This window comes from Bifidobacterium sp. LH_743 (assembly GCF_056355775.1).
Map to the genome: position 1 here is coordinate 252,089 of NZ_JBKESZ010000002.1, position 16,516 is coordinate 268,604.

7 protein-coding genes are annotated in these 16,516 nt (G+C 62.2%); 2 read left to right on the forward strand and 5 right to left on the reverse strand.

Going from position 1 to position 16,516, the window contains the following annotated elements; all coding sequences use genetic code 11:
• Positions 1-40 precede the first annotated feature (40 nt).
• The 5 genes from AC1ATL_RS04310 to AC1ATL_RS04330 are packed head-to-tail and all read right to left on the reverse strand — an operon-like array spanning position 41 to position 13,731.
• Complete coding sequence (locus AC1ATL_RS04310; RefSeq protein ID WP_476568746.1) at positions 41-10,126, reverse strand: LPD11 domain-containing protein; 10,086 nt, start codon at positions 10,124-10,126, stop codon at positions 41-43.
• Positions 10,127-10,152: 26 nt separating this feature from the next.
• On the reverse strand, positions 10,153-10,449 hold the full coding sequence (locus tag AC1ATL_RS04315; protein WP_476568748.1) for a hypothetical protein: 297 nt from the start codon (positions 10,447-10,449) through the stop codon (positions 10,153-10,155).
• 15 nt (positions 10,450-10,464) lie between these two features.
• Complete coding sequence (locus AC1ATL_RS04320; protein WP_476568750.1) at positions 10,465-11,202, reverse strand: helix-turn-helix domain-containing protein; 738 nt, start codon at positions 11,200-11,202, stop codon at positions 10,465-10,467.
• Between the two features lie 11 nt (positions 11,203-11,213).
• The gene (locus tag AC1ATL_RS04325) at positions 11,214-13,028 is read right to left on the reverse strand and encodes a MuF-C-terminal domain-containing protein (RefSeq protein WP_476568752.1); all 1,815 of its coding nucleotides are present in this window, start codon (positions 13,026-13,028) and stop codon (positions 11,214-11,216) included.
• 16 nt (positions 13,029-13,044) lie between these two features.
• Positions 13,045-13,731 carry a hypothetical protein gene (locus tag AC1ATL_RS04330; RefSeq protein WP_476568753.1) on the reverse strand — a complete coding sequence of 229 codons (687 nt, stop codon included), beginning with the start codon at positions 13,729-13,731 and terminating at the stop codon, positions 13,045-13,047.
• A 154-nt stretch (positions 13,732-13,885) separates the two neighbouring features.
• On the opposite strand from AC1ATL_RS04330, the gene AC1ATL_RS04335 reads away from it, so the two are divergent.
• The gene (locus AC1ATL_RS04335; RefSeq protein WP_476568755.1) at positions 13,886-16,090 is read left to right on the forward strand and encodes a type IA DNA topoisomerase; all 2,205 of its coding nucleotides are present in this window, start codon (positions 13,886-13,888) and stop codon (positions 16,088-16,090) included.
• Positions 16,091-16,098: 8 nt separating this feature from the next.
• Positions 16,099-16,452 carry a hypothetical protein gene (locus AC1ATL_RS04340; RefSeq protein ID WP_476568757.1) on the forward strand — a complete coding sequence of 118 codons (354 nt, stop codon included), beginning with the start codon at positions 16,099-16,101 and terminating at the stop codon, positions 16,450-16,452.
• Positions 16,453-16,516 lie beyond the last annotated feature (64 nt).

A 16,516-nucleotide genomic window follows, 5' to 3' on the forward strand; every position in this document is an offset into this window, starting at 1 on the left:
CTTTCCGGTCCTTCTTCTCTGGATGCCGTCCGGGCGGACGTCACATGCACAGTCCCGACATGCCTGTGCCACCGTTGCACGGATCGACGCATGGATCGGGCATCGGAACGTCGGTCGTCTCCACTGTCGCGGGGAAAGTGGCCGGACCGGATGGGCCGGATTCCGCGGCTACGTGCGAGGTCTGGGGTTCCTTCGGCCCGTCGGAGTGGAACGAGGCCTCGGCGAGATCGGCCTGCCCGTCCTCTCCGGCCGACGTCGTGTCCTGGCCGTGTTTGATTTCCAGGTTCATTTTTGCGATCTGGTCGGTGAGGTCGTCGTACTCCTTCTGGCCTTCCCATGGCTGGTTCAACGCGTTCCACGCGCTTTCCAGGCTGGCTTTCGCATTGCCGAGTTTGACGCCGAGGCTTTGCGCGGTGTTGGTGTTGTTGGAGATGATCCGGTCGAGCTGTCTGATGACGCTGTCGGCGCTGTTGTTGATGTCCGGCGCGCTGGTGCTGGCCCAATGCTCATGCTCGCCTTTCAATCCCACGAACGGGCGGAACACGTTGAGTCCGTTGACGGCCATGTTCCGTGATGCGACCATGACGGTCAGACCGCAGTATTCGCCCACTTCCCGCGTTTCGCCGCGGTCGAGCCCGCGCGCGATGCCGACGAGGTCGTGGATGGCCTGTCTGCGGTCCGCGATCGGGCCGTCGCCGAGATCGAGGCCGCATATTCCCCGGGTGAGATGCCGGCCGCGGATCTCGACGGCTTCGCGGAATTTCGGCTCGTCGTCCAACGCCTCGTCGTGGAGTCTTTCGAGATTGTCCACGGTCGGCTGCAGTTGCATGTCGATCTTGAACCGGATCGATCTCTGCTGGTCCGCGTGGGCGCGTTTGAGCAGCTTCATCTGGGTGAGCTGGTTCTCGAGTTCCATACGTTTGGCGATGTTCGGGTCTCCTGTGGCGATGGCCTTCATGTCTGCGAGGCTGAGCACCGTGGCGTCCACGTCGGACGCTTCGCGTGACGGCGAGCCGGAGCTCATGATCTGGCTGATGAACCGCGCCTTGCGCTCGACCGTCTGGAACATGTAGCTGTCGAACGTGCCGACGGTGACGTACCGGTAGTCCTGCACGTTGTCGAACATGTTGCCCTGCCTGCGGACACGGCCCTGGCGTTGTTCGAGTTCGGCGGGTTTCCAAGGGCAGTCAAGGTCGTGGATGGCGAAGAGCCTGTCCTGCACGTTCGTACCGGTGCCCAGGGTGCCGGTCGAACCGATGAGCACGCGCACCTCGCCTTTGCGGACTTTTTCGAACAGGGCCTGTTTCTTCTGTGGATCCTTTTCCTGCGCGGCGAACATGATCTCGTCTTCCGGAATTCCCAGGTCGACGAGCCGTCGTTTCAGATCGGATTGGATGTTCCACTTTCCGGACGCCGTGGTCGACGAGTCGCAGAACACGAGCTGTGTGGCCTTCTCCTCGGCATGCTCCCGCCAGATCTCGTGGATCTTCTCGGCGCAGACCTGCACCTTGCCGCCTTCCATGGGCTGGATGTCCGGATCGGACACGTCGAGCAGTTTCGGATCGAGACTGACCTTCCTGCCGTCGTTCGTGATGTTGAGCATGTTGTCGTCCGACGGGTCCACGGCTCCGTCGCGCACCAGTTCGGCCCGTTCCACCAGCGCGTCGACGGCCTGTTTCTGCGCTTCGGTGGCTTCGACCGCGACGGACACCACCTCGCAGTCCGGCACGTCGAGGTCGAGCTGGTCGGCGGTCAGCAGGTCCGCGTAGTCGTGGAACGTGCTCATCAGCTCGGGAAGGTTATGGAATTTCGCGAACCGTTGCTTGATCTGGTATCCGCTGCCTTCCGGCTTGACTTCGACGCTTTCGACGATGCTGCCGTACGTGTTGGCCCAGCTGGTGAACGCCTCCACGCCCTGCGCCCTGAGCAGGTCGGGAGCGAGGTAGCGTTGCATGTTGTACAACTCGGCCATGGAATTGGATACCGGCGTGCCGGTCGCGAACACGATGTTGCTTCCATGTCCTGCCTCGCGCAGGTACTCGCACTTGTCGAACAGGTCCTCGCATTTCTGCGCGGCCGCGACGTCCACGCCGGGCACGCTGATCGTGGTGGCGATGGCGAGGTTCTTGTATTGGTGGGCTTCGTCGACGAACAGCATGTCCACGCCGAGGTCCTCGAAGTCGATCCACTCCTTGCTTTCCCCGCTGTCGCGCAGCGCCTGGAGTTTGCCGTCGACGCGCATGCGGTCCTTCTCGGCCTGTTTGACGGTTTTGCCGAGGTTCTTCTCCATTTTGCCGATCTCGTCCTTCAGCTTCTTCGCGGAGAAGTCGTTGCCGTCCGACTTCGCGGTCTCGATGCTGTCGAGCATCTCCGCCTTACGCTGTTCGAAATACTTCTCACGGCGTTCGGGACTGACGTGCATGCGTTGGAACGTGTCCTGCCGGACGATGACCGCGTCCCAGTCGCCGGCGGCGACTTTGGCCCAGAAGCGTGCCGCGCCCTTGCCGGTGCCGTCGGCCTCCGTCATGGACAGGATGTTCGCGTCCGGGTAGAGCGTCAGATAGTCCTTCGCCCATTGTTCGGTCAGATGGTTCGGGACGACGATCATCGGCTTGGTGGCCCGGCCGAGGCGTTTCGCCTCGTGGCAGGCGGCCACGCCGGTGAAGGTCTTGCCCGCTCCCACGACGTGCGCGACGAGTGTGCCCTCCTCGGATTGCAGGATCCTCGCGACGGCCTTGCGCTGGTGAGGATACAGGTCGATGTCGGCGCTGATGCCGGGGAATGTGAGATAGGAGCCGTCGTATTCGCGCGGGTGGATGCGGTTGAACCGTTCGTTGTACACGTTCTCCAGCATGCGGGTGCGGTCCGGGTCGGTCCACACCCATTCGGCGAACGCCTGTTCGACGGTGTGGCGCTTCTGGTACAGCAGCGCGGTGGCCTGCGGGTCGCGGATCCTTCTCTTCCCGGTCGGGTCGTTCGGGTCGGGTTTGGTGAGGTTGCTGGTGGTCGCGTTGAGCGCTCCGGACACGACCTCGAACGGGTTGCGTCCCGCTCCGGTGCCCAGACCGTATTTCCGGATGGTTTCCTCGTCGAGTTTCGATCCGAGCGACGCGTTGACCTGCCAGTTGCCGGTCGTCTCGTCATGGCTGACCGTGAGGCTGCGCAGGCCGCCGTCGGTGATGTTGGGTTGGGTGTCAAGCCCGAACGTGTCGACCATGAAGTCGCGGATCACTCCGGTCGGGATCCACGCGGAGCCGAGTTTCGCGGTGATGTCGTCATGGGTGAGGCGGGCGGGCAGCGATCGTGCGAGTCGTTCGCGCAGGGATTGCAGGCTCTTCACACGGTCCATGTCGGCCGGTTCGGCCGGATGGGAGTCCATCCATGCGTTCCGGCGGCTTCTCCACTGTTCCAGGCCTTCCATGCTGGCCATCTCGTCCAATGGTTTGAACGTCTTCTGGTCCCATGAATTGTAGCGTCCGTATTGTTTCTCGATGGTCGGATGGTTCAACCGGTCCACATCCATCGCGTACAGGTATTCGCAGGTTTCCGGATGTGCGCGCAGTTCCTTGGCCAAGGCGAGGAAATCGCACTTGGTTTCCTTGTAGTAGCCGTGGTCCTCCACCTCCCACAGGCTTGGATCGGTGATTTTTCTCAACGCGTCGCATGCCGGACCTCGTTTGAAGCTGCCGGCGTTGAGGATCGTGGCGATGACCTTGTCGTCGATGACCTCGGGATCGGCCGAAACGGCCTTGTACAGCATGCGCATGGCACTGTTGGACGCTCCTTCGTCATCGCTTGACCAGCCGTTGTCGAAGACCGTGTCGAACAGGTCGTTGCCCGTGGGTTGTTGCGCGTTCCAGTTTTTGCCGAGCAGGTTCACTCCGGGCTTGCAGCCATCCAGGAACATGGCGGCGAAGGCCCTCTGCTGGCCGTGTCCGTGTTCTTTGAGCACGTTGGAGAACCAGGGGGCTTCAACCACGGACTTGTTCGCGTGGATCGGGTCGGTGGCGCTCTGCCATGCCCCGGTTTGGGTGAGTTCCGTCCGGCATCGTTCGACGGACACGGGCGGTGCCACGTCCTCGAGCCCGTTGTCGGCGAGCCATTCCCTCACGCGCGCATGTTCGGGCTGGTCGACCAGGTCCCGGAGCAGTCCGTCGACGTGGTCGAGTTTTCCTCCCACGTCGCCGGACAGGTATTCGTCCGCGGGCAACGGCATCCCGGTGTCCGGATCCATAACGATGAGGTCGCCGAGTTTTTCAATGGTTTCGATGTCGTCCCGGGTGTTGAGCAGTCGTCCGATGAGGTCGAGATCCACATGTCCCACACGGTCGAGGCTGACGGCCATCGCGTCGACGGGTTCATCCACGTGTTCGGGCATCGGAGGCACCGGCGTGACGACCCTCTTGGAAAGCATGTCTCCTTTGGCTTCGAACCCGTTGGGGCCGATCTTCTCCAAACTGTAGAGCTGGTTGAGGCTCGGATCGGAGTTGTTCGGGTCGAACACGCGCAGGTTCTCTTTGGAATTGAGCCTGCCGTAGGATGCGACGAACCGGTCGTACTCCCCATCGAGGTCCCTGATGCCTTGGGCGACCGCGTCGTCCGCGGCGTTCGGGTCGCGTTCGATAGCGAGCAGGCGTTCCGTCCGGTCGCGCAGGCGCAGCATGGCGGCCATGCGCTCGTCCCCTCCCTTGGCGACGCGGGAGTGGACTGGGACGAGCTGGCCGTTCATGTCGCCGTACCAGATGTGGTTGTTGGCGTCGATCGTGTAGCGCATGGCCGTCCGCTGGGTCTTGTCAGGCGCGACGATCGGCTCGTTGGCGCGTTCACCGAGTCCGTCGTGCAGGTCGATGCCATGTTCTTCGAGCTGGCCGGCGAGTATGCGTTCGACCTGTCCGCCCAATTGGGCGATGTCGCTGGTTCCGGTGACGTCGATCTGCGGGCCGAACGGTCCCGAGCCGATGGTCATGGTTCCCGCGACGTATTCGGGATGGTCGACGAACAGTCTGTTGGCGTTGACTCCGTCGCGGAATTCGGTGGTGTTCTCCCATTCGGCGTCCGCGTCGGCCAGCGGCTCGTCGCGTTTGCGCAGGATCAGGATGTCGGAGACCACTTCGGTGCCGGCCTGTCTGCCGAACGTCTCCCTGGGCAGACGGCATGCGGCTACGAGTTCGGCTTTGCGGGCAAGTTCGCGGCGCATGTTCGACGTGTTCTTGTCGAGCGTGTACCGGCTGGTGAGCACGGCGACGAGGCCGCCGGGGCGGACCGTGTCGAGACTGTGCCGGATGAACCAGTCGTGGATGACGGTGCCGTCGATCCTGATCGCGTCGCTGTATGGCACGTTGCCTATCGCGAGGTCGAACGCGTCCGTGGGCAGGCCGGTCCGTTCCATCCTGTTGTTGATGATGTCGTCGTCCGGGCACAGGTAACGTGCGATGCCGGCGCTGATCGGGTCGGCTTCGATGCCGGTGAACGCGTAGGAGGATCCGGCCGGGGTGGATCGGATGAAGTTGCCGGTTCCGCAGCCCGGCTCCAGCACCATGTCCGGGTGCTTCGGATCCCTGCCGAAACCGGCCTTGTCGAGCGCCTGCCACATCGCGTCCGCGACGGGCCTTGGCGTGTAGAAGGCCGTGAGCGTGCTGCTGCGCGCGTCCGCGTATTCGGAGTCGGTGAGCAGTTCGCGCAGACGCGTGTTGATCCCGCTCCATGCCGGATCGGCTCCATCCTCCTCGAACGCCTTCTGGGCGCCGCCCCATCCCGCGTACGCGGCGAGGGCGCGGATGTCGTCGTCGGTGGGTTCGCGGCCGCTGTCGTCGAGGTCGCGCAGCACCTCGATGGCATGCACGTTCGCGCGCGCACGTTCGAGACTGGATCCCGTGGCCTGCAGGTCCGGGTCGAGCAGACCGCGCTCGATGTGGGTCAGAGGGCTTCGATCACGTTCCTGATGGCGATCTCCTCGGCCTGATGCTCCGCCATCTTGAGTCCCTTGAACCACGGATCCCAGTTGCCCGGCTGCTTGAGATGCTGGTGTGTCCTGTCCCAATGGTTGACGTACTCGGTGATCGTCCGTCCGTAGTCCTTCTGGACCTGGTCCATGTAGGCGTCCAGCGCCGGCATCCCTTGCCTCTTGAGTTCCCTGAGTTGTTCCGGCAGATGCTCCGCCATGAACAGGTACCTCATCTTCTTGATCCCCTGGTACGGGCAGTATTTGACCGTCATTTCGGGTCGTCTCCTTTCTCGCATCGTTTTCTTCCGTTTCGTGGGAAGAGCCCGAATTAGACACTATGTCTAATTTCGTTTGGCTATTATTCTCCTCCTGGTTTCGAGGGGAGTCAAGTTCGCCCGGCATGTCATCGAGGTCGAAGGCCAGCTGCTCCGCCTCGATGGTGGCCGCGACCGTCGGCCGGGTCGGCTCATCCGTATCCGTGGACTTCGCAGCTTCCTCCGGCGTCGGTTCGTCCGCACCGTCGGAAACACCCTTTCCTTCCTTGGCGTCGGGTTCCGTTGCGATGTCCGTTTCGGCCGCGTATCCATGCTCGCGCTCGGCGGCCGTCCCGTCCTCCGTCGTTTCCGCCGTATCGGATTCCCTTCCGGCTCCGGCCGACGCCGCCAAAGCTTCTGTGTCCATCTCGTCGCGTGCTATCCGGTCGAGTTCCTCGTCGGAGAAGTGTTCGCGAACCTCCTGGCGAGTGCCGCCCTCCTGCATGATGACCTCCGCTGCGAGCTCGCGCTCCGGTGAGCCGAAATCCACGTTGGGCTCAATGTCGCCGGAGGTCTCCTCCGTTTCGGTCTTGGCATGGGCGCCGTACGTGGATCCGGATCCGGCGGTTGTGTCCTTCGGGCTGTCCTCCAGGGTTTCCGCGGTTGCGGAATCGTCGTTGGATTCCAGGTATGCCGCAAGTCCGTCGATGTCGTAGCGTCTGTTTCCGGCGATGAGGTCGTAGACCTGCCCGGCGATCTGGTCGACTGCGTCGGGGCCGCTGATGGCTTCCGTGAGACCGTCGGACTCTCTGCCCGCCATGGACGTGAGCGCCGTGGCGACGGCGGCGCGCAGACGGCCTTCGTCCAGCACGGTCTTCTTATTGTTGCCGGGGTTCGTTATCAGAGCGTTCGTCGCAGAGTCCGCGGCGACGATGTCGCTCACGGCGTTGACGGCGCGGGCCTTCGCGACGGGATCGTCCTCTCCGATCCGGATGCGGTTCAGACGCTCGACGGTTTCCTCCATGTCGTAGCCTGTGATGTCCGGAGCGTCGGAGTCCGTGGACGTCGCCGGCGTCTCCCCCATCTTGTCCGTTTCGACGGTCTCGGTGTCATCGCCTTTCGTTTGGATGTTCGCGATCCTGCGGTACACGGTCTGGGCGAATCGTCCGTCCGTCACGTATCCATCTTCGGCCATGCGCGCCATGTCGGGATTCTCGTGCGAGACGACGTCGATCTCATCGTCGATCAGCTGTCCCAGTCCGGCTTCCGCAGCATCCTCCTCCGACGTCGTCTCCTTCATGATGGTCCGGACGTTCGGATTGTCGGCGAGACGGTCGGACACCCGGGTGATGAGTTCCAACATCGATTGGAACTCGTCCGGCGTCCACAGGGTCTCGGTCGTTCCGGTGACGGCGCGGCCGGACGTGTCGAACCGGCGTCCATCGTGGACCATGTCGTAGATGAGGTCCGCAAGCCGGTCGTCGTCCATGAGATGTTCGATTCGCGGCTGGTCTCCGATGGCGTCCTTGAGACCTGTTTCGAAATCATGGCTGCCGATGGCGATGAACCTGTCGGCCTCGCGGATGACGGCTCTCAGACGCGGGTTGGAGGCCATGCGGCCGGCGATGGCGTTCACCGTGGCGAACGATTCGCCATCGCCGCCGAGCATGTCCTCGATGTCGTGGCGCATGCGCGCGCTTTTCGTGCCGAGCAGGGTCGGATTGAGGCTCTTGCGGTGCAGCCACGCGTCGTAGATGTCCGAATATTCGCAGTCGAGGCGACTGGACAGTTCCTCGAACACGCGCCCGCGTACGATGGAGTCCGTCGCGCCGGTGGTTGCGTAGAAGTCATGGCCGTCGCCCATGGGGAACGATTCGACGGCCTCGCGGAACGTGGTCTGCGGGTCGATGCTTTCACCTTCCGGGTCATCCGGGAATTCGTGAACGTACCAGTCGCGGATGCCTGCGTTGAGGCCATCCACCCCGTTCCAGTCGAAAGGTTCCGCCACCGCGTCCGTGTCCGTGGCCGTGTCGGATATTTCCGGCTCTTCGGTTCCGACTGCGGTGGCGTCGTGTCGTTCCGTCCGGTCGGTGGCGGCCATGATCTCGTCGGCGTCCACCTGGTGGCTTCCGTCGTTCGTGACCATGGTGACGGGCAGCACGTCCAACAGTCTGCTGATGTTCCCTCGACGCCGTTCCCGCTCATCATCGGACGGGCTGGTCTGCGCCACCATGGTCTTTTCGGCGTCGGAGAGGATGTCCGAAACCTGTTGCGCCGCGTCATCGTCCAGGAGGTTCACGGCTCCTTCCGGCATGCCATGCCCCGGCGACAGCGAAGCGAACACGATCTGCGGCCCACGGCTTTCCACGGGTTCGGGTTTCTTCTCGGTGACCACCGCGGCGGCGGGCGTAGAGGATGCCGTGCCGAAGGAGTCCCAGGAGTCCGGGCTGTCGAAGATGCCCTCCCTCATCTGTACGAGTTCCTTCACCGTGACCTTGGGACCTTCGTGGACCAGACCCTCGTCGTCGAACCAGTCGAGCCGGTAGGACATGGGCGCGCCGTTTCCGACGCGGTCGGTGACCTTGTATCCGGCGAACTGGCTCGCGCCGTTCTCGTTGGCCCCCGCGTCCGGGTCGTGCGTGTCGATGTATCCGATGATCGCGTTCTCGAACGCGGCGTACTGGCCGGACAACGCGGCGTTGAGGGCGTCTTCGATCCCGCCGTCCGCCGGTGTCTTCATCTCCCGTTCGGTTTGATCGATCCATTCCGTGGTGAACCATTCGGGACGGTCTTCCGGCCTGATGGTCCCGTCGATCTCGCGGAGTTTCGCGATCTGCGCGTCCACGCTGCCGGCCCATAGGTATTTCTCCGCGTGGGATGGTCCGAGGAAGTAGTCGACGTCGTCCTTGAGTCGTCCGAGCAGCCGCAGGTTGAATCCGTATGTTCCGTCGGTTCCAGGAGACGCCGTCGACGTCTGGTCCTCGTCGGCTCCGGACGACATGTCTTTGTCTTTCCCGAGGCGTTCGCCGAGGATGGCTTTGGCCTGGTCGTTACCCTCCGACTGGACTATGAGGGCGAGCATGTTCGGACTGATCTCGTCGACGTATTCCGTCGCCGCCGTGTCGATGAGCGTGCGCCAGTTCTCGTCATCGTCGTCGGGCATGCTGAGGATCATTCCCACGGGGGCGTGCTCCAGCATGGTCCGTGCGGCCTGCCGGACGACTTCCTGCCGGGACTGGTCGAGACTGTATCTGCGGTTCATCGGATTGGTGTATGCCGTGAGGAGGCCGGGTGAGGTGATGACGCGCCTGATGGCTTTGATTTCGCCATCCATGTCGAATTCGCCTGTGCCGATCAGTGCGGAGACCACGTCCGGGTGGTTCTCCGTTTCGATCATTTCGGACAGTCGCGCCCGGTCGAGTCTGCCGGATTCGACGGCGTTCTTCCTGGATGGCCACCAGTCGCGGCCGCTGAGACGGTGGAGCAGCCTGTCCGAGGCTTTCGGCAGCATGCCTGCCGCCAGTCGGCTGTCAGTCTGGTTCCAGCAGCACAGGTCTATGGTGTTCTGGCTGAGTTTGCCTGATTCGACGAGCATCTGCAGCAGTCTCGTGTTGCTTTCGGTGCGGGCCATGTCCTCGAGCAGGCGGGCCGGCGTGCCCTTGTAACGGATGACGGCTTGACGGAGTTCCGGCAGACCGCTTGCCGCGAGGGTTTCCAGATCGTCCTCGTCGAGGCTGGAAAGGTCCGCGTCGTGGGTCATTTCCACGAGTTCGTCCAACGCGTTGTAGTCGCGGTCCCGCCATTGCGGGTCGAGCAGATGCCGTGCGATCTGCCGCGGGGTGGAATGCTCGCGCGCCCAACGCAGGTCGGCCCAATCGTCGGAACGGTAGAGTTCTTCGGCCTGCCGGCTGGTGTTTTCGTCGATCATTGTGGTTGTTGTTCCTTCCATTGGACTCACCTCATGCCTTCCAACGTGGGGCATGGCTTGCCGTCCGTCGCGCCGGCCGATGCCGGATTCGGATACGGGAGCATGTCGGAGAGTTGTTTCGGTTTTTTGTTGCTTCCCATGTACGGTTCGTCCGGCAGGCTGTCGCCGTCGAACGCGCGCGCCCAGGGGTTCAGCGATGCGGGTGGACGCCACTCGTCCGTCGCCGAAGATTCGGGTTCGGTTTCCCTTCTTCGTGTTGGAATGGTTCTCGCCATGTCGGGAGTGTCCCGTTCCTCGTCCGTTCCGTTTCCGTCGTCGCGCATGATGTCCGTCTCCTTTCACATTCCGATTCCGGGTCCGGTGGCTGGCATGGCGCCTTGGTCGATGCCTGGATCCGGGTCGGGCAGGGTGTTCGCGTCCGGGAAGACCGAAGCCCAGGGATCCGCGGCCTGTGCCGGTCGGGTCTGGACGGCTTCCGGCATGGTGGTGGAGGGAATGTCCGTCATGGCCGCCCATGGGTCGTCGGCCGCTGTGGTGGAATACCGGTCCTCGATGGCCTGCAATAGGCTTCTGATGGCCGAGAAGCGGTTCGGCTCGTGGCCGATATATTCGGCGATGGGGCCTTCGGCCGGTTCCGTACGGTTCCATTTCTCTCCGGCGAGACGCCATAGCCATCCGCCGTTCGATGCCATGATGCTGCCGAGGACCTGCCCGTCGGGTAGTTCCGCGTCGGTGCGTCTCGGACCGTTCGCCCATGCCGGGCCGGATCGCAGTTCCACGTCGTTGATGGTGAAGTCCTTGCCGTCGATGCTGAGTTTTTTCACGTCTTGCATTGGTTGTTCCTTCGTTGTCTCGTGTTGTGTTTGGAGTTCAGGCATGTAGTCGATGGGATTGAGTTGGAATGAGGAGCACAGTTGCGCGAACGCCTCGAGGGTGACGGCCGAGCCTTTTTTGATGCGGGTGAACATCGCCGGGCTCACTCCCGCCTGTTCGGCCAGCGCGGACCAGGGCACGCCGGTTTTGAGCCGGTACCGGTTGATGTCCTCGCGGAACCGTTCCATATCGATGGATGACATGGCCGTGGTTCTCACATTCCGATTCCGGGGCCCATGCGATCGGCGCCTGCGCTTGGGTCGATGCCGGGATCCGGATCGGGGATCCGCCCATGGTCCGCCATCGGATACGCGTCGATGCCGGTCCACGGGTCCGGCGCTTTCACGAGTGCGGCTGAGGCGTGTTCGTCCATGACGCAGACGCGGTCGACGAGGGTGTCGGGCATGTCGTCCGCGTACGCGCCGACGCTTTCCAGAATCGGTGTCCGGTTGTCCCATACGAGCCGGTCCGCGGTGGTCTGGCCCATGCCGACCCAGTCGCCGTCCTTGTTGACCCTCAGATACCGGTCCTTATCGGGATTCCATCCGCCGTACATGGTCTTCTCCGCGATCTCGCCATCGGTGAGATGCTCTCCGACGGTTTCGCGGGCGGTCGCGGACGGGTAGGCGCGGTAGTATCCGAGGTCGCTTTCCGGGTCCATGTCATGGACGGTGTCGACGATGTCGTGCAGCAGACGGATGTTTTCCGGCGTGCGTTCGATGAGCGCGTCGCCGTCCAGTTCCACGGCTATCTGCGATGCGGCGACGGCGCGGGCCGTGACGGCGTCCGACGGGTCTTCGTCGCGGGTGGTCCAATAGGCGCCGTCGTTGCTGGACCATAAGGCATCAGCCGCGGCATCATGCCAGTATCCGGGGTCGTTCCAGTTCGTGGACCATTCCTTGATCTCGTCGTCGAAGCTGGCCCCGTTCGTCATGGCGATATACCGGTCGTGTTCGATTCCCGGCGGGAGGACCGAGTCGAACTGGTCTTCGGTGACCCAGCGGAATTGGTCGTACCTGTCGGGCTTGTAGCAGTCCTCTCCGAGCTGGTAGCATTCCTCGCCGATTCCGATCGGCTCCTCGATGGCGTTGCTTCGTGCGAAGAGCGATAACCGTTCGGTCGCTTGGTCGCGCCATGCTTCCATCTGTTCCAAGGTCGGGTTTTCCATGTTCGTCTCCTTTTCGATCTCGGCCGAGGTGGCCTTGCTTGATACGCGCGCTTCCCTTGCTTCCGTTTCGGGTCCACGGAAGCCGGTGGATGATTGGTTGACAAGGCACTCCGGGCGGCGTATAATGATGTCAAAGTCAAGGTTTGAGTAGTCCCCAAGCAATTGGAGTTTGGATAGGCGCTCTAACTCTTGGCTTTTTTCTTTGCTTATGTATATGAGCGAACCCGGTTCACATAGCATGTTGAAGTAACGGCCGAAGTTCCGTTTTCCGTAGATGCTCAGGACCATGTTGGTCTCGATTTCATTCAGTTCGTAGTTGCCTCTGCCGTCTGGCTTGATCCCGGCGATAATCGGCAATCCGTCCGGGTCGGTCGCACATAGCACGGCCAGCAGGACGTCCCCTCGTGCGGGACTGTTGGCAAGCATTGCGGGGGACTCGAACAGTTCCGGAAAACGCTTCACCTGTTCTATGGGGAGGCCGTGCCTGTGGGGGTCGTCGTCGATTTTCGGGGCAATCGCCCGGAGCAGGTGCCTTTGCGTATAGAGCATGGGCTTCTGTTCGAATCCAGCATCGAGCAGTATCTGCGGCGTAGTACAGATCTTCAGGGCGTCATGGGAGTTGTATCCACCGCAGGTGGCGAGGTCTATCTCATCTCCAAACCGTACGTATTCCGCGCATTTCATCGCATATTCCGCATAATCCGCGGCTTTATCGTCTCCGACTTTCAAGTGCAACCCACCACGAGGGTCGAGATAGGTGACGCGTTCCTCTTCGGGCATCGCTACCGAGTTTTCGTATTCACGAATGGTGAGTATGGCATTCTTTTTGTCGTTCATGTAAGGGTATGCTCTCGCAGTCATACGAGACTCCTTCCCGTCACATTCCGATTCCGGAACCCATGGGGTTGACGCTGGCGCTTGGGTCTATGCCGGGATCCGGCATGGGAAGCCCGGCATCCGGCCGTTGTTCCGGGCGGACCGGCAGCGGGACGGCCCTCATGCGTTCGATGGCGTCGGCGGTGAGTGATTGGTCGAATTCCTTGGACAGTCCGGGATCGGTGGCGATCTTCGCGAGTGTGGACGCGGTGCCTTGGCCGACGTTCGGATAGGCGGCCTGCAGTTCCTGCGGGGAATACAGTTCGGTCCAGTCGGCCAATTCCCCGTGGCTTTCGAGGAACCGGTCCGTCACCTGTGCCAGACGGTTCGGGTCGACGCCGGACCATCGGCCGACGTCCTGCGGTGGCGTCGTGTATGCCTGTTCCGGTGTGGATGCCGGTGTTTGGGCGGCTGGCGCGAACGAGTTGGCTTCGGCCGGCGCCGTCTGTCGTTCGAGGCCAAGCCCGTTTCTCAGTTCGTCGAGCAGGCTTGGATCATCCTCGATCTTCGCGAGTGTGGACGCGGTGGAGAAGTCGATGCCCGGATATCTCATGCCGAGTTCCCGTTGCGTGTAGAGGATGGTCCAGTCCTGGATCTCCTCATGCCGGTCGAGGATGTTTTCGATGGCGCGCGTGAGAGCGTCGTGGTCCAGGAGGGACAGTTCCGAACGTTGGGTTACGTCGACCATGATGGTTTCCTTTCCGACGGGCCCATCCCGTCTTCCTCCCGTTCACATGCCCCCGGTTTTTTCGCCGCCGATATTTTTTTCGAGGATGAAAAACCGATATCGGTTGGGATGCGTGTGGAAGAGACGCACCATTCGATATTGGGAAGGAATTGAAGTGCGTCTTGTGATCGCTGAGAAACGTTCCGTGGCTTTCGCCATCGCGCAGGCGTTGGATGATGTGAAACAGGGTGATGGGTATGTTTCGGCCGGAGGGGCGCTCATCTCGTGGGCGCAGGGTCATCTGGTGGAATTGTCGGATCCGGAGGAATACGCGGACATGCCCTGGTCCGCGCGCAAATGGACGATGGAGTCCCTTCCCATCGATCCGAAGTCATGGCGTTGGCGCTTGAGCGGCGCGAAGGGCGCGGTGCAACGTTACCGTTCCCTCGTCGAACTGCTTCGTTCCGACAAGGTGACCGAGCTGGTCAACGCGTGCGATCCGGACCGTGAGGGCGAGGCCATATTCCGTCGTATCCTCATGGCCTCGAAGGTCTCCAAACCGTCCCTGCGCCTGTGGGTCGCGTCATTGGACGAGCAGGCGATCCGCGACGCGTGGAACCGGATGCGTCCGGAATCCGATTACGACGGTCTGGCCGACGCGGCGGACGCCAGGGCGAAGGCCGACTGGCTGGTCGGTATGAACGCGTCACGCGCCCATACGCTCGCATGGCATCGCAGCCTGTCGCTCGGACGCGTGCGCACACCAACGTTGACCATGGTCGTGCAACGTGATCTCGCCATCGAATCGCACAAGCCGACGCCGTTCTGGCGTCTCGTAGTGCCGATGGATGGTTGGACGCTCGAAAGCGGGAAGATCGAGGACCAGGCGATGGCGCGCCGCATACTGGCCGACGCGATGGGGCTTCCCGTGGAGATCCTGGAGGTGAAACGGCGCCGCGAGCATGCGAAGCCGCCGACCCTGTTCGACCTGACCGGCTTGCAGAAGGCCATGAGCGACCGGCACGGGCTGACCGCCGAGCAGACGCTGGACTGCCTGCAGCACTTGTACGAGATGAAGGTAGCGACCTATCCGCGCACCGATTCCAAATACGTCACCCATGATGACGTGGACGGGTTGAAGGAACTGCTGCAGCCGAAATACGCGTTGGGTTTCCTGGACCAGAAGCCCGTCGACGCGATCCACGACCTGTATTCCGCCAGCGGGTTCGACCCGATGCGGTGCGTCGCGGACGACAAGGTCCAAGGCCATACCGCGATCCTTCCGACTCGGCGACTCACCTACGACGTGTTCCAGCATGACCTGACGGACATGGAACGCAAGGTCATGACCGTGATCCTGACTCGCATGTGGGCCGCCTGCGCCACGGACCGTGTCCACGACACGGTGAAAGTCGATGCCATGTTGGACGAACGTCATGCCGACGGTTCCACGGAACGGGTCGCGTTGTCCGCGTCGAGCGACGTGACCATCGACGCGGGTTGGACCGCCATCGAGCACACGTCGAAAACGGATGATACGGAGAGGAAACCCATGAACCGGATACCGGACTCCCTCGGAAAGGGACCTCTCCCCCAGTCCGGCTCCCCTTCCCTCGCCGAGGGCATATCCGCGCCACCGAAACCGTTCACGGAGGCCACGCTACTGTCCGCCATGGAGCATGCGAGCCGTTTCGTCGCGGACAGCGATCTGAAAGCCGCCCTGGATGACGACACGAGCCATTCGGGAGGCATCGGCACGCCCGCGACCCGCGCCGGCATCCTCGAAAGCCTGGTCAAAAGCGGCTACCTGCAGCGCAAGGGCAAGCAGATCCGTAGCACTACCGCCGGGCGGATGCTCGTCGGTGTCGCCATCGACGAGTTGAAGGATGTGAAGCTCACCGCGCAATGGGAGCAGAGCCTTGCCGACATCGAACATGGCAGGGGCGACGAGACGGTCTTTCTGAACGAGATCCGCACGGCCTTCGCGGCGATGCCCGGCCGTGTCATGGAGATGACCCAGCGCGACAACCTGCGACAGTTGGCTCGGCAGGCAGGCGAACGTGAGTCGTTCGGACCGTGCCCGCGTTGCGGCAAACCCGTGGTCAAGACCGGGAGCGTCTGGCAGTGTTCGTCGAACAAGAGCGTGAGGGATGATGCCGGTGCCTGGAAGCTCGGCGAGGGTTGCGGCTACAAGATCTTCGCGGAGAAGTTCGGCAAGAAGCTGACCGACAGCATGGTCCGCCGCACGTTGGAGGGCAAACGTCCGAAGGTGTCTGGCCTGAAGTCGAAGGCCGGCAAGACGTTCGACGCGCGCCTGGTACCGGACAGGCAGTACGGCATCGGATTGTCGTTCGACGATCTGAACAGGAAAAGGAAGTAGGTCACCGTATGAGCACTTATTTACCACCTTCTCTTTCGATCACCTGCATAGCCATGGACAATGTGAGAAAGATCCTGAAGGACAGACACCTCAATGTAAATGGATTTCTGACTTTAATCCACGACAGGCATCCCGATTGCGGCCTGCCATACAGCATTTTGCGTAGGCTTGTCTCCCATGAGCGAAAGATGACTATCGATGAGGCGATCCTGATTTGCGACGTCCTTGACGTCCCGTTCACGTCCTTGCTCAGTTTCGCGGGAGAATTTCCTCACGGGCAGCTCAAGGGCATGACGGCGGTGGATATCTACCACGCCATTGAACAGGATGATCAGACCAAAGAAGGGTCAAATAATCACTAGATACTGGGGATATACTCGAATTGTTCGACAGACGATTTCACCTGCCTGGCATGAAAGGACTCTG

Bases quoted from the DNA above. Each gene is read 5' to 3' on its own strand.
- AC1ATL_RS04315 (WP_476568748.1), bottom strand. From the start codon at position 10,449: ATGCGCGACGACGGAAACGGAACGGACGAGGAACGGGACACTCCCGAC.
- AC1ATL_RS04320 (WP_476568750.1), bottom strand. From the start codon at position 11,202: ATGTCATCCATCGATATGGAACGGTTCCGCGAGGACATCAACCGGTAC.
- AC1ATL_RS04325 (WP_476568752.1), bottom strand. From the start codon at position 13,028: ATGACTGCGAGAGCATACCCTTACATGAACGACAAAAAGAATGCCATA.
- AC1ATL_RS04330 (WP_476568753.1), bottom strand. From the start codon at position 13,731: ATGGTCGACGTAACCCAACGTTCGGAACTGTCCCTCCTGGACCACGAC.
- AC1ATL_RS04310 (WP_476568746.1), bottom strand. From the start codon at position 10,126: ATGATCGACGAAAACACCAGCCGGCAGGCCGAAGAACTCTACCGTTCC.
- AC1ATL_RS04340 (WP_476568757.1), top strand. From the start codon at position 16,099: ATGAGCACTTATTTACCACCTTCTCTTTCGATCACCTGCATAGCCATG.